This window comes from Leifsonia sp. NCR5, assembly GCF_002105485.1.
Classification (GTDB): domain Bacteria; phylum Actinomycetota; class Actinomycetes; order Actinomycetales; family Microbacteriaceae; genus Leifsonia.
The window spans coordinates 25,400-45,044 of sequence record NZ_NCSR01000006.1 but is presented as its reverse complement, the minus strand read 5'-3'; the positions used below and the strand labels follow the sequence as shown (position 1 = coordinate 45,044).

17 protein-coding genes are annotated in these 19,645 nt (G+C 69.3%); 16 read left to right on the top strand and 1 reads right to left on the bottom strand.

Annotated features, from left to right (window positions below; translation table 11 throughout):
- The 11 genes from B7438_RS07045 to B7438_RS06995 all read left to right on the top strand — a co-directional run bounded on the left by B7438_RS07045 (position 1) and on the right by B7438_RS06995 (position 11,074).
- Positions 1–1,227 carry a type II secretion system F family protein gene (locus tag B7438_RS07045; RefSeq protein WP_179150748.1) on the top strand — a complete coding sequence of 409 codons (1,227 nt, stop codon included), beginning with the start codon at positions 1–3 and terminating at the stop codon, positions 1,225–1,227.
- 175 nt (positions 1,228–1,402) lie between these two features.
- On the top strand, positions 1,403–1,846 hold the full coding sequence (locus B7438_RS20965; protein WP_085368838.1) for a type II secretion system protein: 444 nt from the start codon (positions 1,403–1,405) through the stop codon (positions 1,844–1,846).
- An 83-nt stretch (positions 1,847–1,929) separates the two neighbouring features.
- The gene (locus tag B7438_RS07035; protein ID WP_085368837.1) at positions 1,930–3,288 is read left to right on the top strand and encodes a prepilin-type N-terminal cleavage/methylation domain-containing protein; all 1,359 of its coding nucleotides are present in this window, start codon (positions 1,930–1,932) and stop codon (positions 3,286–3,288) included.
- An 8-nt stretch (positions 3,289–3,296) separates the two neighbouring features.
- Positions 3,297–3,938, top strand: coding sequence for a type II secretion system protein (locus B7438_RS07030; RefSeq protein ID WP_168690057.1), 642 nt, complete (start codon positions 3,297–3,299; stop codon positions 3,936–3,938).
- Positions 3,935–5,821, top strand: coding sequence for a hypothetical protein (locus tag B7438_RS07025; protein WP_143465686.1), 1,887 nt, complete (start codon positions 3,935–3,937; stop codon positions 5,819–5,821). The genes B7438_RS07030 and B7438_RS07025 overlap by 4 nt, the downstream gene beginning before the upstream one ends.
- A complete protein-coding gene (locus B7438_RS07020) occupies positions 5,818–6,663 on the top strand; it encodes an A24 family peptidase (protein WP_085368834.1) in 846 nt (281 codons plus the stop codon). The genes B7438_RS07025 and B7438_RS07020 overlap by 4 nt, the downstream gene beginning before the upstream one ends.
- A 19-nt stretch (positions 6,664–6,682) precedes the next feature.
- Complete coding sequence (gene pilM, locus B7438_RS07015) at positions 6,683–7,732, top strand: type IV pilus assembly protein PilM (RefSeq protein ID WP_085368833.1); 1,050 nt, start codon at positions 6,683–6,685, stop codon at positions 7,730–7,732.
- A complete protein-coding gene (locus B7438_RS07010; protein WP_085368832.1) occupies positions 7,729–8,538 on the top strand; it encodes a hypothetical protein in 810 nt (269 codons plus the stop codon). Before pilM ends, B7438_RS07010 begins: the two co-directional genes overlap by 4 nt.
- Before the next feature lie 2 nt (positions 8,539–8,540).
- Positions 8,541–9,260, top strand: coding sequence for a hypothetical protein (locus B7438_RS07005; protein WP_143465684.1), 720 nt, complete (start codon positions 8,541–8,543; stop codon positions 9,258–9,260).
- 105 nt (positions 9,261–9,365) lie between these two features.
- On the top strand, positions 9,366–10,538 hold the full coding sequence (locus B7438_RS07000) for a hypothetical protein (RefSeq protein WP_085368830.1): 1,173 nt from the start codon (positions 9,366–9,368) through the stop codon (positions 10,536–10,538).
- A gap of 47 nt (positions 10,539–10,585) precedes the next feature.
- Entirely contained in the window at positions 10,586–11,074 is a 489-nt protein-coding gene (locus tag B7438_RS06995) for a DUF6121 family protein (RefSeq protein WP_085368829.1), read from the top strand.
- A gap of 19 nt (positions 11,075–11,093) precedes the next feature.
- Here the strand turns inward: B7438_RS06995 and B7438_RS06990 are convergent, their stop codons facing one another.
- The gene (locus B7438_RS06990; protein ID WP_085368828.1) at positions 11,094–15,581 is read right to left on the bottom strand and encodes an FtsK/SpoIIIE domain-containing protein; all 4,488 of its coding nucleotides are present in this window, start codon (positions 15,579–15,581) and stop codon (positions 11,094–11,096) included.
- Between the two features lie 112 nt (positions 15,582–15,693).
- Here B7438_RS06990 and B7438_RS06985 point away from each other — a divergent pair, with 112 nt between their 5' ends.
- Genes B7438_RS06985 through B7438_RS06965 form a run of 5 tightly spaced genes read left to right on the top strand, consistent with a single transcriptional unit; the run spans position 15,694 to position 19,583 of the window.
- Complete coding sequence (locus B7438_RS06985) at positions 15,694–16,017, top strand: hypothetical protein (protein WP_085368827.1); 324 nt, start codon at positions 15,694–15,696, stop codon at positions 16,015–16,017.
- Positions 16,018–16,026: 9 nt separating this feature from the next.
- Entirely contained in the window at positions 16,027–17,436 is a 1,410-nt protein-coding gene (locus B7438_RS06980) for a putative T7SS-secreted protein (RefSeq protein ID WP_085368826.1), read from the top strand.
- Between the two features lie 34 nt (positions 17,437–17,470).
- Entirely contained in the window at positions 17,471–18,097 is a 627-nt protein-coding gene (locus B7438_RS06975) for a hypothetical protein (protein WP_085368825.1), read from the top strand.
- Positions 18,094–18,696, top strand: a complete 603-nt coding sequence (locus B7438_RS06970; protein WP_085368824.1) for an alpha/beta fold hydrolase — start codon at positions 18,094–18,096, stop codon at positions 18,694–18,696. Before B7438_RS06975 ends, B7438_RS06970 begins: the two co-directional genes overlap by 4 nt.
- A complete protein-coding gene (locus tag B7438_RS06965) occupies positions 18,693–19,583 on the top strand; it encodes a hypothetical protein (protein ID WP_085368823.1) in 891 nt (296 codons plus the stop codon). The genes B7438_RS06970 and B7438_RS06965 overlap by 4 nt, the downstream gene beginning before the upstream one ends.
- Positions 19,584–19,645 lie beyond the last annotated feature (62 nt).

Sequence of the window (19,645 nt, the reverse complement as noted above, 5' to 3'; positions counted from 1 at the left end):
ATGCCCGCAAGCACCGCGTACGCGTACAAGGGCAGGGACGCCGACGGCAAGATCGTCAAAGGCCGGGTGGATGCGACGAGCGAGGCTGCCGTCGCGGCCCGGCTCAGGACGATGGGCCTCTCGCCGGTCTCGATCGCCGAGTCCCCGGGAGGCACGGGACTCAACCGCGACATCAACATCAGCTTCGGCTCGGGGGTGAAGCTCAAAGAGCTCGCCGTGATGAGCAGGCAGATGGCGACCATGATCGCCTCGGGGCTGTCCCTGCTGCGCACACTGAACATCCTGGCCGAGCAGACGCCGAACAAGAAGCTGCAGGCCGTGCTCTCCGAGGTGCGGGATCAGGTGGAGTCCGGCGTCTCGACCTCCGAGGCCATGCGCAAGCACGCGGACCTGTTCCCTCCGCTCATGATCAACATGGTGCGCGCCGGCGAGACGGGCGGCTTCCTCGACGACGCGCTGGAAGCCGTCGCGTCGAACTTCGAGAAGGAGGTCAAGCTCAAGTCCTCGATCAAGTCGGCGCTGACCTACCCGGTGATCGTGCTGCTGATGTCTGTCGTCTCCGTCGTGGTGATGCTGCTGTTCGTCGTCCCGATCTTCGAGAAGATGTTCTCCAGCATGGGCAGCCAGCTCCCGCTGCCCACGGAGATCCTGGTGCAGCTCTCGCACGCGATGGTCTGGATAGCGCCGGTGCTGGTCGTGGGCGGCATCGTCTTCGCGGTCTGGTGGGGCAGGCACAAGAACGACGAGTCCGTGCGGCGCAAGGTCGATCCGGTCAAGCTCAAGCTGCCCGTCTTCGGCTCGTTGCTGAAGAAGATCGCCATCGCGCGCTTCAGCCGCAACTTCGCCAACATGATCAGCGCGGGTGTGCCGATCCTGCAAGCCCTCAGGATCGTGGGGGAGACCTCTGGCAACTGGGTGATCCAGAACGCCCTGGAGGAGGTCGCCGAGTCCGTGCGGCAGGGCGAGTCGATCGCGGCCCCACTGGCGAAACAGCCGGTGTTCCCCGCGATGGTGACGCAGATGATCGCGGTCGGCGAGGACGCCGGCTCGCTCGAATCCATGCTCGACAAGATCGCCGACTTCTACGAGCAGGAGGTCGAGGCGGCGACGGAACAGCTCACCGCGATGATCGAACCGCTCATGATCGCCTTCCTCGGCGTGATCATCGGCGGCATGGTCGTGGCCCTCTACCTGCCCATTTTCAGCATCGCCTCCGCCGTCAAGTAGTGACCCCCGACCAGGGGTTTCCACGCGTTCTATCCCCCTACACTGGGGTGAAATCTGACTGAAAACCCCCCAAATGTGGGATATTTCTCAAAATCTCCTGGGAATTATGGTCATCACCGGAGCGGCACTCGCAAACGCTCCCCGACCCGCACTACCCGACCGATTGGAAACTGCAATGTACTTCCGACTCATGGGCAAGCTGAACGCTCGCCGCAAGGGCCTGCTCGAAGAGGACGAGAAGGGCTTCACCCTGATCGAGCTCCTCGTGGTGGTCATCATCATCGGCATCCTGGCCGCCATCGCCATCCCGATCTACATCGGGGTCCAGAACAACGCCAAGGACGCGGGCGTCAAGTCCGACCTGGCGAACGCCAAGACCGCCGTGGTCGCGTACTACACCGACAAGGGGTCAACGGCTGGCACCCCGACGTTCGACGATGCCGCCAACACTGGCCTGCAGACCTACGGGTACACCAAGAGCCCCGAAACCGACGGCGCACCCACCTTCGGTACGACGCCGAGTGCGACAGCGTTCTGCATCCAGGCGAAGAGCACGAGTTCCGACACCGCGTGGTTCCACATCAACCAGACCGATGGTGCAGCCACCGGCAAGTGCTAACTCCCCTGGCGGGGTGCCGCGCTTCCTAACGCGGCMCCCCGCCTCCCCTCTCCCAGACACCCGACCCAGGGAGGTGAACCCCCGTGCTCCACCCGCTCCGCACCACCGAGACCCGCGAGTCGGGCTTCACCCTCATCGAGGTCCTGATCGCGATGATGGTCTTCGGCATCATCTCCGTCCTCGTCGCATACTCCCTCACCCTGTCGATGACCCTCACCCGGTCGTCCAGGGCCAACGAGGTCGCCGCCAACCTGGCCGCGCAGCAGGTCGACATCGCCCGCTCCGCCAAGGACGTCTTCTCCGTCGTCAGCGGCACCGTCACCCAGACCATCGACGGCACGCAATATACGATCACCAAGATCGCCGGGTGGGTGACCAGCACCGGCACCGTCGCCGATTGCGGCACCAGCCAGGGCATCCTGCAGAACAAGACCCTCAACGTCTCCGTCTCCTGGGGCGGGATGCGCCCGGGCACCAAGCCGGTGCAGGCCAGCACGCTGCTCGCCCCGGCCGGCCCGGTCAATGATCCGGCCTCCGGCACGATCCTCGTGCACGTCACCAACGCCAGCGGAGCAGGCGTCGCGAACATCCCGATCACCGCCAAGCCGGACGCGACGATCACGCCGAACACCGCGGCCACCATCACACCGGGGCCGCCGTCCACCGACGCGGACGGCTGCAGCTACGCGCTGAAGGTGACGCCCGGCGCGTACACCGTCACTGTCGGCAAGGCGGGGGATGGCTCGATCAGCAACTCTCAGGTCCAGGTGCCGACCGTCAAGGTCTCGGTCGTGGCCGGGCAGTCCGCCGTGGTGGAGATGCAGTACGACAAGGCCGCGACCCCCGCGTTGACGATCGCGACTGCCGGGACGCTCATCCCCATCAGCCTGCCGATGACGTACGTCCCCCAGTCAGACCCATACACCACCGTCCCCACAGTCACTGGTGTCACCGCCACTACGCCGCTCTTCCCTTTCGGGTCCGGCTACGCGGTCTTCGCAGGTGCGTTCATGTCCTCGGGCGGATCGAAGCCGACGTGCCTGTCCGTCGACCCGCAGCAGTGGACGCAGATGAACGCGAGCGGTCACGTCGGTGCCAGAGCACAGGCGATCCCGACGCCGTCCGGCCCCAGCGTCGCTACCGTCACCATGCCGGTCGTCACCGTCGCCGTCTCGGGCAAGTTCCTGGTTGCGCAGAGTGCTGTAGCCGCATCCACGGTCGGCGACCCGGGATGCGCGACCGGGATGACCTTGTACTTCCCCAAGTCGTCCGGTAACTCGGCCACCATCGCCCTGCCGTACGGAACATGGGTGCTTTACGCGCTCAGCAACTCGGGAGACCCGCTCACCGCGCTGGTCGACGTCTCCAAGATCACCCGCCCCGTCGGCAGCCCGCCCGCGACGAGCGCCAACATCTTCACCCTCGACCCGAGGCTGCCATGATCCGCCGGGTGCGCCGCGACCAGGGCCTCACGCTGGTGGAGCTGCTCATCGCCATGGGCATCGCCGCGCTCATCGCCACGCTGGCCGGCTCGCTCTTCGTCGCGAGCACCCACAGCGTCAGCCTCGCCCAGTCGATCGACAACGGCACCCGTCAGGGCTCCAACGGGATGAACGAGATGGCCCGCATGGTGCGCGCGGCCACCCCGAATCCGCTGACCAACCCTACGCCGGGCGGCGCGCAGAACGACCCGGCCATCATCACGGCGACCGCCACGACCATCCAGTTCTACGCCTACGTCAACCTGACGGGAGCGGAGAGCCCGGTCAAGGTGCAGTTCGCGGTGGTCAACGGCCTGCTGGTGGAGAGCCAGTGGAACGCGACGACCACCACGCCCGGCGTCAACGGCCATTGGGACTTCAACACCAGCCCGACCCCGAACCTGAAACGTACCCTGTGCGGTTCCATCCCGGCCGGCAGCGTGGTCTTCACCTACCGCGACGCATCGGGCGCCCCGCTGACCCTGCCGATCACGACCCTGTCCGCCATCGCCTCCATCACGATCAGCATCACGATCCAGCCGACCGGGGCCGCCAGCGCGGTGACTCTCACCAACTCGGTCGGGATGTCGAACATCGGATCGGGGTCGTGATGCGCGCTCTGCTCCGCAGCAGGCTCGGCGCCGCGTCCTCCGATCGCGGGGTGGCGCTCGCCATGGTGATCGGCATCGGGTCCGTGCTGCTGCTGCTCGTGACGCTGACGATGACGTTCTCCGTCTCCGGCATCGTGCGCGCAGACCACGACAAGGACTGGGATGCGGCGATGTCGGCCGCGTATGCCGGGATCGCCGAGTACCAGGGCCGGCTCACCAACGATCCGAGCTATCAGCAGTACGGCAACCCCGCATCCAAGTTCACCATCGCCAATGGCTCGGCGGGGACCGTCGCGCTCCCCTCCGGGAACAACAACCCCGCCTTCGACGTCGCTGCCGGCGCGCGCTGGGCCGCCGTGCCGCTCAGCGACGGCCTTCCGGCGAACGCGGCCTTCCGCTACGAGGTGGACAACTCGAAGTATGCGAGCACCGGCGTCCTGCACGTGCGCGCCACCGGTCTCGTCGACACCGTCGCCCGCAGCGTGGTGGCGAACATCAAACAGACCGGTTTCACGAACTACGTGTACTTCACCGACTACGAGATCCTCGACCCCCAGCTGAACTCCAAGTCCTGCACCAAGGCGTACGCCTGGCAGTCCACGACGGCACGCACCTCCGGATGCCTGATCAACTTCATCACCGGTGACACCCTCGACGGCGCCGTCCACTCCAACGACACGCTCAACATCTGCGGTGGCACGTTCAAACAGCGGGTGAGCACGGCGAACCCGAACAGGGACTCGTCCGGCAAGCTCTACAGCTCGAACAACTGCCCGTCCGGCAGCACCACCCCGGTGTTCAACGCCGGTGCGCCTGGCAACGCCGCCCTGATCACGATGCCGCCACCGCAGCAGCAGCTCGACCAGGTGCGCACCGACATCCAGGGCAAGGTCCCGAAGCCGGGTTGTCTGTACACCGGTCCGACCAAGATCACGTTCAAGCTCGTCGGAGGCGTGGCGAAGATGAACGTCATCTCGCCGTGGACCAAGCAGACGCAGGTGGTCGGCAACCCGGCCACCGGTCCCGGCGTTCCCGCGAACCCGGCGTTCTGCGGCAAGCCGGGGGACCCGACGAAGACGTCGAACACCGGCACGCTGTCGGACACGGTGAACGGTCAGGACATCACGATCGATTCGACGTCTCAGCTCTACAACAACCTGATCTACGTGCAGAGCATCCCCACCGCGACCAGCGACCCGAACTCGTGGGCGTCGAACAAGTCGCCGAACGGGAACACCTTCAAGTGCGTCGGAGCAGACACGACGTCGTCGGGCAACGGGCTGGGCTACCCGCTCAAGTACGAGGTGGTCGCCACCGCCGCCGGATACTCCTGCACGGCGGGCGACGTGTTCGTCCAGGGCACCATGCACTCGGCCATCACGATCAACGCCGACCACTTCGCCTGGATCACCGGCAAGCTCGTCTACTCGGATGCCGCCCACGACATCCTGGGGCTCGTCGGCGCCGGGGCGGTGTGGGTGTACAACCCGCTCGTCTGCACCAGCCCGAGCAACTGGACGAGCGGCAGCTGCAACGCCGTCTCGTCCCCGATCACCTGGGAGGCCTCGTCGTCGAGCACGAGCTGCGCCCGCACGATCAACGCGGCGATCCTCTCGAACTACCACAGCTTCGAGGTGCAGAACTACGACTCCGGCGACCCGTACGGCTACCTCTGCGTCACCGGTTCCATCGCCCAGGAGTTCCGCGGCCCGGTCGGCCAGGGCAGCGGGTCGAGTGGCTTCCTCAAGCGCTATAGCTACGACACCAGGCTTCTCAACTCCCCTCCGCCCAAGTTCCCGACCCCGCGCACCACCTCCTACGACGTGACCACCGAGATCGAGGTCGCCGTCGCGTACCGCTCGAACGGAGGCCCGACCTCATGACCGCCGCCGTCGCCATCGCCGCCGTCGGGTTCGTCGCCGTGTTCGGCCTGCTGATCGGCTCTTTCCTCAACGTGGTCGTCTACCGCGTGCCGGCGGGCAGGTCGATCGTGTCGCCGCCGAGTGCGTGCGGAAGCTGCGGCACCGAGATCAAGCCGTACGACAACATCCCGGTGCTGTCGTGGCTGTTCCTCGGCGGCAAGTGCCGGTCGTGCCGCAGCGGGATCTCGGCACGGTACCCGCTCGTCGAGGCGGCGACCGGGCTGGCGTTCGCGTTCGTCGCCTGGTGGTTCTGGGCCGGGCCGGGCTCCGTGCATCCGGTGGGGACCGCATCCACGGTCGCCGCCGTGCTCGTCGTGGTCGCGTTCCTCTATCTCTCCGCCATCAGCATCGCCCTCGCGCTGATCGACCTGGATGCGCACCGCCTGCCGAACGCGATCGTGCTCCCCTCGTACGCGGTGGGGGCCGTGCTGCTCGGTGCCGCCGCGCTGCTGAACGGCGAGCCCGGTGTGCTGGTGCGGGCGGTCGTCGGCGCCGCAGGACTGTTCGCCGTCTACCTCATCCTCGCGATGATCGCACCCGGCGGGATGGGGTTCGGCGACGTCAAGCTCGCGGGCGTCCTCGGCCTCTTCCTCGGCTTCCTCGGCTGGGGTGCTCTCGTCGTCGGCGCGTTCGCCGCCTTCCTGCTCGGCGGCCTGTTCGCCACCGCGCTCCTGGTCTCGCGCCGCGCGCGCCGCGGGTCCGGCATCCCGTTCGGGCCGTGGATGCTCGGCGGGGCCTGGATCGGCGTCCTCGCCGGCAACGCAGTGTGGGGCGCCTACCTGGCGCTTCTCGGAATCGCATAGAAGAGCTCAAGGAGATCGAATGGCTACGAGCATCGTCGGCATCGACGTCGGAAGTTCGACCGTTCGCGCCGTGGAGGTCGCCGACCCGGCCAAGGCGCGGCCGACGCTGCTGCGCCACTTCGAGGTCCCGTTGCCGGAGGGCGCCGTCAGCCGCGGAGAGGTGCTCGAGCCGAACACCGTCGCCGCGAGCCTCAAGCGGCTCTGGCAGCAGGGCGGCTTCAAGAGCAAAGACGTGGTGCTCGGGATGGGCAACCAGCGGGTGCTCGCCCGCGACCTCACCGTGCCGCGGATGTCGCGCACCCGCATCAGGGAGGCCCTCCCGTTCCAGGTGCAGGACATGCTGCCCGTGCCGGTCGCCGAGGCGCTGCTCGACTTCTACCCGGTCTCCGAGGGCATGAGCGACAACGGCCCGGTGGTGAACGGCCTGCTCGTCGCCGCCGTGAAGGAGGCGGTGCTCGGCAACGTGAAGGCGACGCAGCTCGCCGGGCTGACCACGGTGGATGTGGACCTCATCCCGTTCGCGCTCAGCCGCATCCTGATCAGCAGGGCCAGGATCGGCGGCACCGTCGCCCTGATCGAGATCGGCGCGAACACGACGAGCGTCGTCGTGGTCACCGACGGCGTGCCGCAGTTCGTGCGCATCATCCCGGCAGGGGGAGCGGAGCTGACCCAGGCATTGAGGGAGGGGCTCGGCGTCGAGCTCGGCGAGGCCGAGCGCATCAAGGCGACGATCGGCCTGGCCAAGCAGGTGACCACCATCGAGGAGCAGCAGGCGGTCGAGATCATCTACCGCGTGACCAGCGAGCTGCTCACCAGCCTGCGGAACACGGTCAGCTATTTCGTGAACACCCGCCCGAACAACCCGGTCAGCGGGCTCGTCGTGACGGGAGGCGGAGCCCAGCTGCCCGGCCTCACCGACGCGCTGAGCGAGATGACCAGGCTGCCCGTCGCCGTCGGCGACCCTTTCCACGCCGTCGCCCTCTCGCGGAGTCTCAACGCGGATGCGCTTCGGCAGAACCGGTCGGCGCTCACGGTGGCGCTCGGCCTCGCACTCGGGAGCGCAGCATGAGTATCACGACGAGGCGCTCGGACGCCCAGGAGACGGAGCAGCTGCCGACGGTCGCTCCGGCGACGAAGGGCCGCAGGGCGCCGAAAGCGCCCAAGAAGCCCACAGCCCCGGCCGAACTCAAGGCCACCAGAGCGTCCGCGCCGAAATCCGCCGGCCGCGCGGAGAGCATCGACATCGGCAGCGAGCCGCGCGTCGACCTCCTGCCGCCGGAGGTCAGGGCCGAACGGAAGAACAGGAGCACCCGCCGCGGTTTCGGCTGGGGAGTCCTCGCCGTGCTGCTTGCCGTCGTCCTCGCCATCGGTGGGGCGTTCGTCTACAACGTCGCGGCCCAGGCCAGGTTCCTCGGAGCCCAGCTCGCCACCGCCGACCTGCTCACCCAGCAGCAGAAGTTCACCGGCGTCCGGGATGTGCAGAAAGAGGTCGCGCTCGCCCAGGCGGCGCAGCGGGTGGGCGCGTCCACCGAGATCGACTGGAAAGCGCTGCTCGACCAGGTGGGCGCCGTGCAACCGGCCGGGGTCGCCCTCGACACGGTCGCGGCGGACTCCGCGTCGCCGCTCGCGATCTACCAGCAGTCTCCCGACCCGCTGCAGCTGGCCAGGATCGGGACCGTCACCACCGTCAGTTCCAGTCCCACCATCCCCGACGTCACCGCCTGGGTGCGCGAGCTGGAGAAGATCCCTGGCGTCGCGGACGTGGTGCCGAGCATCGGTTCACTCGACACGACGACCGGTCAGTACAAGGTCACCATCACCCTCCATGTCGACCAGACGCGCTACGCGAAGCGCTTCGAGCAGAAGGGCAAGTGATCATGGACAAGACCAGACTCTGGATGATCGGCTCCGTCATCGTGATGGTCGCCCTCGTGGCGCTCGGCTGGGTGGTCGGCATCCAGCCCCAGCTCGACCAGGCCGCCGCCGCTGACACGCAGACCGCGCAGGTCGACCAGACCATCACAGCGAACACCGCCGTGCTCGACCGGCTGAAGAAGGACTCGGCGAACCTCCCGGCGCTGAAGAAGACGCTGGCATCACTCGCCGCCTCCGTGCCGACCGAGTCAGCCAACGCGGCGTTCATGGACGAGCTCAATGGCTTCGCAGCGGCGAACGGCGTGGTGATCTCGGGCTGGGCGATCGCGGACGGGCAGCCGTACGCAGCCCCGGCAGCACCGGCGGCCCCCGTCGCCTCCACCGGCTCGTCCGCCGCCTCGACGGCCACCCCGTCGCCGTCGGCGACGCCGACCCCCGCTCCGACGGCCACGGCTGCGCCGGTCCCCGTCGCCGGGATGCCGCCCGTCGTCAGTCCCCTCATCACGGCCCAGAACTTCACGGTGGTGCCCGTCAGCTTCACCGTGACAGGCGGATACACCAACGTCGTGGCGTTTCTGCACGCCGCTCAGACCGGCCAGCGGCTGTTCCTGGTGGACGGCTTCTCCTCCGGTCCAGCATCCGGCGGCACGGGCGTCGACGCCAAGATCAACGGCTACACATACGTCCTCACCCTCCCGAAGGCGGCCGCAGCGCAGAAATAACCACTCCGCCCGCTCACCGCCAGCCCTCCCTGGACTTCCTTCACCCCGTTGCTACAGTGGGCAGCACTGACGGATGCCCGACCGGGCCGATCGAGGAGTGGCACCATGAGCGAGACGCCGGAATCTGCGCGGAACAACGGCGCAGCCGCGGAGCCCGCGGGGGAGAATGCGCCGACCACGGCCGGAACGGCGCCGGCGACGGCCCCCGCCCAGACTGCAGCGGCAGAGCCCGCAGCAGCCGAGCCCGCAGCGACCGAGCCCCGCGACACCGACCCTGAGGTCGTCGACCCGCCGTCGAGCCCGGTGTCTGCGCGCGGCCACGTCAACCGACCGGATGCGCCTGCCGCAGACGCACAGGAGGCCACGGCCACCGAGGTCCCCGCGACTCCGGCCCCCAGCACTCCCGCCAAGGTCACGGAGCCGGAGCCCGTCGTCGCGACCGATGACGACATCGCCGCCGCCGTCGCCCGCTCGCACACCGGAGACGTGCCGGCGGCCGCCGCAGCCGGAACGGCCACGGTGGACACCGCATCCCCCGCCCAGTCGGCCACGCCCGTGATCGTCGCGGCAGAGGCGGCCACCGCCGCCCAGCCCACCACCGGGCAGCCGACCGCCCAGCCCGTGGCAGGAGAGGCCACCTGGGCTCCCGAGCCCGGCGCAGCTCCGGCCCCCGGGTACGCGCAGCCGGTCACGCCGATCTACGTGCAGCGCCCGGAGCCGCCGAAGAAGAAGAGCAACAGGGGCTTCGGCATCCTGATCGCGCTCGTCGGCACGGTCGTGTTCGCGGTGCTGTGGGTGATCGCCGTCGTGCTCGTCGGCTACGCCCTCACCCCGACCGACCAGTTCGCCGAGTCGCTGTCGCGCTTCTTCCTGTCGCAGTCCGCCGGGTGGGTGCCCGTGGTGGCGTTCTTCGTCGGCATGGTCGTCCTCATCCAGATCATCAACCGCGCCCGCTGGTGGGCCTACATCCTCGGTGGCCTGTTCGTGGCGCTGTTCGTCTACTTCGCGTACGTCGGGGCGTCGCTGGTCGACCTCCACGTCTGGACGCTCACCGCCAACGAGGCCGTCGTGGTCGTTCAGCGTCTCTGGGTCGCCCCGTTCGCGGTGCTCGCCGGTGTGATCGCGCGCGAGATCTCGATGTGGACGGGTGCGTGGCTCGCAGCGCGCGGCCGCAAGCTCAAGATCCGCAACGCAGAAGCTCAGGCCGCATACGACCAGCAGCTCGCCGACGCGCAGAACCAGGCCGTCGCCGCGTACGCCACGCCGCAGGGGTACTGACCGGCACGCACCGCCCTGCGTGACTCCAGTGATGCGTGACTCCACTCATGCGTGAGTATCGTGCGTACGCAGCCGTCCTGTCGGCCTTCGCCACGTTCCTCTACCTGGCGCTGGTGGTCGCCGCCTTCGGGCTGATCTCGCTGGCGACGAACACGGACGTGATCGCCGACCCGGACATCGGCCCGCTCGTCGGACCGATCATGACCGGATGCGCGACGCTGATGCTCTTCGTGTTCCTCCTGGTGATCGGCACCCGCGTCCCGGCGGAGAAGCAGCGCATCTCGCCGGGCGTCGCGCTGGCCGTCGGGTTCGCCTGCTACTTCGTGTTCATCGTCGCCGGAGGGGTCGCCGGGGCGGCGGGCGACCCGTCGCAGCCGTTCGCGTACGTCCTGTTCGCCGTCGGGCAGCTGGGCAGCATCTACGCGATCACGGTCGGCATCGCCGGGTTCGTCGTCACGCTCCTGTACCAGCTCGTCCTCGTCGGCCGCTTCCAGCAGCGCGGTCGCCCGCGCTGGCCGTGGGAGAAGGAGAAGTAGCGGGCACCCGCGCCTCTCTCTACTCCCCGACCAGCGGCACCTGCACGCGCGCGAAGCGACCTTTGGCGATGTAGACGCCGCGCCCGGGCGGGAACTCGGAGCGGTTCAGCCTCGGCAGCGGCGTCTTGAGCAGCAGGTCGCCTTCGACCGAGTCCGGCTGCAGCAGCAGACCGCGGCGGCCGTTCTTCACCTCGCCGAGCAGCGGCCACGACGACCCCCACGCGCTCGACTCCGCCTCGGCGACCAGCAGGTGGTCGCTGCGGCGCACGGCGCGCACGAGCTCGACGATGGGGGAGTCGGCCGGGGTCTGCAGGAAGTCCCCGATGCTCTCCACGATCACCGCGATGCGCCCCTCCGTGTCCGGGTCGGCGACGGCGGCGACCAGGTCTTTCGCCAGCGCAGCCGCGGTCTCCGGCGTCGTCGCCGCGTCTGTCCAGTGGCTCGCCCGCCCGAGCGCCGACCGCGCGTTGCCCAGGTAGTAGAGCCGCGCGTGCGGGTCGAACCGCAGCACAGAGGCCGCGAGCGCCGCCAGCGTGGTCGACCGGCCGCTCGCCGGAGGGCCTGCGACGAGCAGCGTTCCGGCGGGCTCGAACCCGAACGGCCCGAGGTCGAGGTCGCTGACCCCGAGCACCGGCGCCCCGTCGTGCGACGGCGGGAGCGTCTCGATGGCGAACTCCTTGGGCAGCGAGCCGATCGGCGGCGTCTCCTGCACCCCGGCGCGCACCATCGCCTCGGCCAGGCGCGTCGTCGCTGCGGACTGGTCCGACACGGATGCGCTCCCGCCCAGCACCGCGAGCTGCGTCTCGTAGCCGTCGACGATCGCGCGCCCGGGAGGGGAGGACGGGCCCAGGATGTCGCTCGGCACGTCGAGCATCCCGTAGCCGTCGTCGGCGAGCCGCAGCACGACGGAACGCTGCACGAGCGACCGGATCGCGGTGGGGACGGCGCCGGCGCGGTCGCCGGTGAGTGCGACGTGCATCCCGAGCTGGCGGCCGTCGCTGAGGATGTCCTTGAACACGTCGTACCACTGCGAGCGTCCCGCCGGGATCTCGAAGTCCTCGCGGAAGTTCGGGAAGCCGTCGATCAGCAGCAGGATGCGCGCCTCGTTCTGGCGCCCGGTCAGCCTGCGGTATTCGGTGATGCTGGAGGCGTTGGCCTCGGCGAACCGCGGCCCACGGGTCTCGAGTTCTTCCTTGAGCATCCGGAACAGCCGGATGATGCGCTCGGCGTCGTCGCCGGGGATGACGGAGCCGACGTGCGGCATCTTCTCGAGCATCCGGAGGCTGCCTGCACCGAAGTCGAGCGCGTAGACGCGCACGGGGCCGCCGCGCGGGGTGATCGCCGCCGACGACGCCAGTGTGCGGAGCGCAGCGGACTTGCCTGCGCCGCCCGTGCCGTAGATGGCGATGTTGCCGTCCACGTCCGGCTGGAAGTACACCGGCAGCTGCTGCTGCCTGTCCGGCACGTCGCTCACGCCGAGCAGCAGCTCGGCGTCCGTGCGCTGCCGCAGCAGCCCGAGGTCGTAGACAGCGGCCAGCTCGTCCAGCCAGGGACGCCGCGGCGACGGGATGCGGGCCTCGCCCTGCGCCCGCACGATCGAGGTCACGAGGCGCTGCTGGTCCGTCGGCCCGAGGTCGCGCTCCTCCTCGCGGCCGGAGCCCTCCTCCTCCCAGCGGATCTCGCCGCCGAAGCGCAGTTCGGCGACCTCGACGCCCGCGCGCTCCGGTTCTCGGCTGGTCCAGCCGCCCGCGTACGCGGACTGGAACGGGGCGAGCCTGCCCGGGCCGGTCTTGGCCATGCCGCGCCCGGGGATGGCCGGGTCGAAGTGGGCGGCGTCCGAGACGCCGACAACGTCCTGGCTGTCGGACTCGTCCGCCATCCTCAGCGCGATGCGCAGGTTGGTGTTCGCGCGCAGGTTGTCCTTGATGACGCCGGCGGGGCGCTGGGTGGCCATGATGAGGTGGATGCCGAGCGACCGTCCGCGCTGGGCGATGTCGACCACGCCGTCCACGAACTCCGGCACCTCGCCGACGAGCGCTGCGAACTCGTCGATCACCAGCACGAGCGCAGGAGGGCACTCCGGGTCGCCGCGCTTCTCCAGCTCCAGCAGGTCCTTGGCCTTCTTGCGGTTGAGCAGGTGCTCGCGGTGGTGCAGTTCGGCGCGCAGGCTGGTGAGCGCACGGCGCACCAAGTGCGGGCTGAGGTCGGTGACCAGGCCGACGCAGTGCGGCAGGCTCACGCAGTCCGCGAAGGCGGAGCCGCCCTTGTAGTCGACGAACAGGAAGGTGACCCTGTCCGGGCTGTACTCGGCGGCCATCCCGAGCACCCAGGCCTGCAGGAACTCGCTCTTGCCCGCGCCGGTCGTTCCGCCGACGAGGGCGTGCGGGCCCTGGCTGCGCAGGTCGAGGTGCATCGCATCCACGCCGGCGGAGCCGATGATGGCCCGCAGGGTGCCTGCTCTGCGCTTCACGGGGCGCGCGCCCGACCTGTCGTGAATGGACGCGTTCTGCCTCCACCGATCGATGACGGCGACGGACGACTCGGTCAGGTCGTGCCCGAGCAGACTGACGAGCGAGATGCTGCGCGGCAGGTCGCTGGCGTCGGCGACGAGCGCGCCCGCGTCGATCACGGGGGCCATGCGCTTCGCGTAGTCGAGCGCTGTGGCGCGGTCGACGGGCTCGGTGACAACGTCGTCGATGGTCTCGCCGATGCGCACGAAGCCGACCGTCGCGCGGTCGTCCCGCTCTGCGTGCGCCACGTAGGTACGACAGACGGCAGGAAGCGCCGCGACGTCGGTGTCCAGCCAGATCGGGAAGACGCCGGCGTCGGCAGCGGCCTCCGCCAGCTGCACCAGGCGCGGCCGGTCGATCGCCACGTCGCCGGAGATGACGACCACCACGGCGGGAACGGGGGACGGCGTCCCGTCGACGGTCTGCGACTTGCCCACCTCGGCCCCGCGCTCGATGGCGGCCCGCTCCTGCTCCATCGCACCGCGGCGCTGCGGGCCCTTCGCGCGGGCCAGCCGCTCCTCCACGAGCCCTTCGAGCGCGCTGAGGACAGTGGATGCGCTCGACGCGCTGTCCGCGAGGTGGCCCCCGGCGAGCGGGCTATGCGGCGACGAGGTGTGCGGCATCCACTTGAGCCATTCCAGCTCCCGCGACCAGCGCGGGGAGACGAGGGCGGCGACCACGAGCTCTGCGGGGGAGTGCAGCGCCGTCAGCTGCACCAGGGTCGAGTTGACCGACCCGGCGATGTGCTCGGCCGGGCCGGCGATGCCGAGCGCGCCGGACTCGAACAGGTTGTCGAGCACCGGGACGTCCGAGACGCGCTCGTTGGCGTCGATGACCGCGTCCAGCCGCTCCTGGAACTCGACGATCATCTCGCCGCGATCGTTGCTCGCGATGGTGTTCCTCGACCGCATCGAGCCGATCCCGAGCTGCAGGTTGAGGAACGACCAGTGCTCGGGGCGCCTCGTCCAGAGCAGCGGGCCGCGCTGCACGGCGTCCGCGAGGGCCGCGTGCGTCGTCGGCGATTCCGCACGCCGGAGCTCGACCTCACGGAGGCGCTCGGCGTCCAGCTTGGCGGTGAGCGCATCCAGTCGCTTGTCGAACACCGCGATGGCCTTCTTGAGCTTGCGCTTGCCGCGGGTGCGCCCGGTCATGTAGTTGCCGATGAGCATCACCGGGGAGAGCAGCACGAACAGCAGCGACGTCGGCTGGCGGGTGAGCGCGAACATCGCCCCGCCGAGCAGCAGCGGCGTGATCATCGCGAGCAGCGGGAAGGGCGGGTCGTCCTTCTCCGTCGGCACCTCCGGCGCCTGGAACACCTGGCCCGCGTACCGCTGCTCCACCCGCGGCGACCTGTTGAAGAAGACCGGTCCGGCCTTCGGCGCTGCAGCGGGGATGCCGGACAGCCCGGACACCGCGATGCGCACCTCGGTGTCTCCGATCAGCAGGGTCTCCGACCTCCGCACGGTGAGGCGGGTCACGATGCCGCCATCCACCACTACGCCGTTGGCGGAGCCGAGGTCGATCACCTCGACGCCGTCGCCCACCTCGAGGCGCACGTGCCGCTTCGACACCAGCGGGTCGTTGAGCACGATGTCGCAGCTGTCGTCCCTGCCGAGGAGGGCCGTTCCCGGCCGGAGCGGGAACTCACGCCCGGCGTCGGGGCCGGTGAGGATCTGCGCCGTCGCGACCGCCGGCGCGTCGCCGAGGTCGCTCGGGGCGTAGTACACCCCGGCGTCCGCCAGGCTGACCGTCGCCCCGCTCCCGATCCAGGCCTCGCCGATCGGCGCATCCGGTGGCAGCACGAGGGTCTCCGCCTGGCCGGGGATGGCGGCGCGGAGGGTCAGCGCCCTGTCGTCGGTGACCGGCCCTTCCCCGCCGCGCGGGTCGACACGCCGGATGCTCGCGGCGACTTCCGAGATGCTGGCTGCGGCGTCTGCGGTGACGACGATGTCATCGCCGGCACCGGATGGGCGGGAGAGCGTGAGTTTGAGGCGCACGCAAAGAACGATACCTATATACATGCACGTCGCTGCATGGGGACTGCTCCCCATCGCCTCACCATGCCGCGCTCGGTAGGTTGGCTACAGCCTGAAAACGGAGGGGAACGTCATGACCGATCTGAAGCTCGACCTGGAACTGCTCGGACAGCTCAAGTCCGACCTCGAGGCCATCGTCTCCGAGTTCAAGGGCGCAGACGACTTCAGTGACGCCGTCGCGGACGCCACCGGCCACGACGGACTCTCCGGCCACGTGCGCGACTTCGCCCACAAGTGGAACGACAAGCGCAAGAAGATGACCGAGTCGGTGGAGAGCCTCTCCAAGTCCGTCGCGGGGGTCACGGACGGCTTCACCAAGGTGGACGAGGGGCTTGCCACCGCACTGGAAGACGCGGCGAAGTCGCAGGACTACCCGGCAGCGCCGGCGAAGAACTAGGAGACGCAGATGAGTGACGTCGAATACCAGCCGCTCAAGGGCGACCCGGACCTGGTGCTGTCCAAGGCGCGCCACTACGCCGAGATCGCCGACGCCATCCAGCGCTCGGTCACCACGCTGAAGAAGATCGGCGACGTCGACCAGATGGTCAGCAAGGCCATCGACGCGTTCCGCGACTCCGCCAAGGATGTCGCCGGCGACATCGACAAAGCCCACGACCGCTACCGCACGACGGCGGACGCCCTCATCACGTACTCGTCGTCTCTGCGCTCGGCCCAGGATGCGGCCACCACCGCCATCGCGCACATCGAGAGCAAGCAGGAGGCGGCCAACACCGCCAAGCACGCGGCGACCACCGCGCAGCATGCAGCGGACACCGCGGCAGACGCCGACAAGGCAACGGCATCCACGGCGGCCACCAAGTCTCAGGATGCCGCCGACGCAGCCGACGCCGACCTGCGGGCGGCGCACGCGGAGTGGCACACAGCGCTGGATGCGAAGAACTCCGCAGCAGAGACCGCCATCGCCGCCATCGTCAACGTCGTCGACAAGAACAACCACGGCCTGAAGGACTCGTTCTGGGACGACTGGGGTTCCACCGTCTTCAGCATCTTCAAGACCATCTGCAAGTGGGCGGGCGTGCTGGCGATCTTCTTCGCCTGGGTGCCGATCCTCGGCCAGATCCTGATCGTGCTCGGCGCGATCGGAGCGATCATCGACCTGGTCGAGTCCATCGTCAAGGTCATCAACGGCGACGGCTCCTGGTGGGATGTCGCGTTCGCCGCCGTCGGCTGCGTGCTCACGCTGTTCGGCGGGAAGATCTTCGCGATGGTGGCCAAGAACCTGCGCGCCACCGCCATCGTCCGCACCGGCATCACCGACAGCCGCCAGCTGTCGCGGCTGCAGGGGGTCAGCAGGCACAGCACGGACTTCATGAGCGCCACCAAGGCCAACGAGGCCCTGAGCAAGCCGCTCTCCGACGCGTTCAAGTCCCCGTTCATCCGCACGGATGCGCAGAAGGCGGCGCTCACCGCGTTCCAGTCCGGCACCAAGTCCGGTCCAGAGCTCATCAAGGAAGCGGCGCGCGAGGCGTTCCCCGGCCTGAACCTCAGCATCAGCAAGGGCTTCGGCATCAACAAGGACCTGGTCGGCTTCTACAACCTGGCCAAGGCGGATCCGAGCCTGCTCACCAACGGCATGAAGTTCACCGCGGGGGCCGCGACCCTCTACCAGGTGCACAACACGGTCAAGGTGGTCACGGGCGCGGTCTCCGGCTTCACCAACAACCCGATCGGGCAGGCCATCGACACCGGTTCGTCGTTCGTCCCCGGCGACTACGACAAGATCGGCGGAGCGACGAGCAGCACGGTCGGCGTGGTCAAGGACGTCTGGAACGTCGCCAACAACGGCACGAAGTAGCGGGTAGGGTACCGGTGGGCGAAGGGGAGGCTCAGTGACGGCGAACGGAACACGGCGCGACATCGTCGACTTCAGCATCGGCACACCGGAGCGCTGGTATCCGATGCCGCTCGCCGAAGCCTCGGACCCGGACTGGCCGACGCACCTCGCCGCATCCCTCGTCGACGACCAGGGGATGCGCGCCAAGCTCGCCGACGAACTCGCGTTCGCGCGCTCGCGCTTCCGCGAGATGCGCAACCCGGCGATGACCGCGGCGGTCTGGATCCCGTACCCGGAGATCGGCCGGGCAGGGGCGGCACTCGTCTTCTCGCTCGCCCCCATCGAGCTGGTCGGAACGCCGGACCAGTACGAGGAGGCGCTCGCTGCTCCCGTCGTCGAGCCGGACTCCGGCCAGAGCTATTTCGCCGTGCAGACCTGGCGCTCCGCCGTGGACGCCGGCGAACTGGTCGGCTCGCACAACCTCATCGCCCACGCCCTCCCGGACGGCGGCGCCGAGCTGGAGGAGCGGGTCGTGGCGGTGGTCTACCCGCCGGACGCCGCGCAGGTCGTGCAGTTCGTGGCGTCGGCGGAGAACCTCGGCGTGTTCACCGATATGGCCTCCGACGTGCAGGCGCTGGTCGCGACGCTCACCGTCACCCTCGCGGACAGGGTGGACGCATGACGTACACCGCCCGTTCCCCGCAGGGCTCGTACTCGATCATCCTCCCCGGCACCTGGGCCGAGATCCCGCTGGTCGACGAGGAGACCATGCGCGAGCGCATCCGGACCCTGGTGCTGCAGCAGGTCGGCCGCAACGACCGCCTGGCGCGGATGAGACGGGATGCGCGCGAGGAGTTGGTGAGCACGGCAGAGCGCGCGCGGGCCGCCGGCGCCACCGCGTTCTGGATGTCGCTCGAAGTCCTCCCCGGCATCCCGCTGCCCGCAGCCCTCATCGCGCGCGACCGCGCGTGGCCGGAGGAGGTCGACGCCGAGCGCCCTCTCGCCGAACGGCTCGCCGCCGCGACGCCCGGCGCGCAGCTCATCGAGCAGCGCACGGGACCGGTCGCCCGCATCCGGGAGATCGGCGAGGACGTCATCGGGGAGACGCGCGAGCCGTCCCTCTACCTCGAATACTCGGTGCCGTACCCGGCGGACGCCGGCCTGCTGACCGTCAGCGTCTCCGCCCCCACCGCCCACGACCCCGAGCTGTACACGCTCTTCTTCGACGCGATCGTCGATTCCCTCACCTGGGCCGAACTGCAGACCGAGGAGGTCTCGTGACCGACGAACTGACCGAGGAGGCGCTCGCACAGCGCAGGGAGCGGGTCGCGGCATCGAACCGGGCATTCGGGCGCGTGCTCAGCGTGGGCGGGGGCATCCTCGCCGCCATCGCGTTCGTGCTGCTGGTCGGCGGCGGTCTCGTGATGACCGCCGTAGCGGGAGGCCCGGACGACGGTTCGCTCGACGGCATCCGCGGCGTCGCCGCCGTCGCGATGGGCGCGACCCCCGGCGTGATCCTGCTGCTCGCGATGTGCGGCCTCGTCGCCGGGGAGCAGCTGCGCAGGGGAGCGATGAAGCGCAACCCGGCGCCTCCGGACACGGTCCTGCCGTCGGCGAGCATGGTGTCCCGGTTCCGCGTCCTCCCGGTCGGCTGGCACGTCTTCTGGATCGTCGTCGGCCTGCTGATCTCCGTGCTGCTCGTGCTGGTGCCGGTCGTCTCCTGGTTCACCGGCGGCTGGCCGGCGAGCGTCGGCGACGAGAACGACTTCTCGCGCTACTGGGTCATCTACGGCTCCATCGGCTTCGGTGTGACCGTCGCAGCGATCACCTCGCTCATCAAGAAGCTCTCCTACTACCGCGCGCAGGCCGCAGGAAAGGTGCAGCAGGGGGTGGATGCACCCGGCCGCCGGTTCTGGCGCTTCTTCGACTACCGCTGGCGCTTCGACCTCTGGCTCTCCGGCCTCGGCGGCGTGATCCTGGTGCTCGCGTTCACGCCGCTATCCTCCGCCGTCGGCCCGACCTCGTCCAGCTCCGAGCTCGCAGACGCGCTGCCCTGGACGCTCTCGTTCGTCGCGCTCGGCCTCGCGCTGATCGTCGCGGGCATCGTCTGCGCGACGCAGTTCTGGCGCGCAGGCGAGGAGCTGGGCTCCGGGGAGTCCGCCGCGTAGGGGACCGCCGGGGGAGGTGCATGGGGAGTGCTCCCCATTCCACTCCACCGGCATCCGCGGAT

What these genes read in the sequence shown, in the direction of transcription:
- B7438_RS06995 (WP_085368829.1), top strand. Translation starts at nt 10,586, where the DNA reads ATGCGTGAGTATCGTGCGTACGCAGCCGTCCTGTCGGCCTTCGCCACG.
- B7438_RS06970 (WP_085368824.1), top strand. Translation starts at nt 18,094, where the DNA reads ATGACGTACACCGCCCGTTCCCCGCAGGGCTCGTACTCGATCATCCTC.
- B7438_RS07005 (WP_143465684.1), top strand. Translation starts at nt 8,541, where the DNA reads ATGGACAAGACCAGACTCTGGATGATCGGCTCCGTCATCGTGATGGTC.
- B7438_RS06985 (WP_085368827.1), top strand. Translation starts at nt 15,694, where the DNA reads ATGACCGATCTGAAGCTCGACCTGGAACTGCTCGGACAGCTCAAGTCC.
- B7438_RS07000 (WP_085368830.1), top strand. Translation starts at nt 9,366, where the DNA reads ATGAGCGAGACGCCGGAATCTGCGCGGAACAACGGCGCAGCCGCGGAG.
- B7438_RS06980 (WP_085368826.1), top strand. Translation starts at nt 16,027, where the DNA reads ATGAGTGACGTCGAATACCAGCCGCTCAAGGGCGACCCGGACCTGGTG.
- pilM (WP_085368833.1), top strand. Translation starts at nt 6,683, where the DNA reads ATGGCTACGAGCATCGTCGGCATCGACGTCGGAAGTTCGACCGTTCGC.
- B7438_RS07045 (WP_179150748.1), top strand. Translation starts at nt 1, where the DNA reads ATGCCCGCAAGCACCGCGTACGCGTACAAGGGCAGGGACGCCGACGGC.
- B7438_RS07020 (WP_085368834.1), top strand. Translation starts at nt 5,818, where the DNA reads ATGACCGCCGCCGTCGCCATCGCCGCCGTCGGGTTCGTCGCCGTGTTC.
- B7438_RS07010 (WP_085368832.1), top strand. Translation starts at nt 7,729, where the DNA reads ATGAGTATCACGACGAGGCGCTCGGACGCCCAGGAGACGGAGCAGCTG.
- B7438_RS20965 (WP_085368838.1), top strand. Translation starts at nt 1,403, where the DNA reads ATGTACTTCCGACTCATGGGCAAGCTGAACGCTCGCCGCAAGGGCCTG.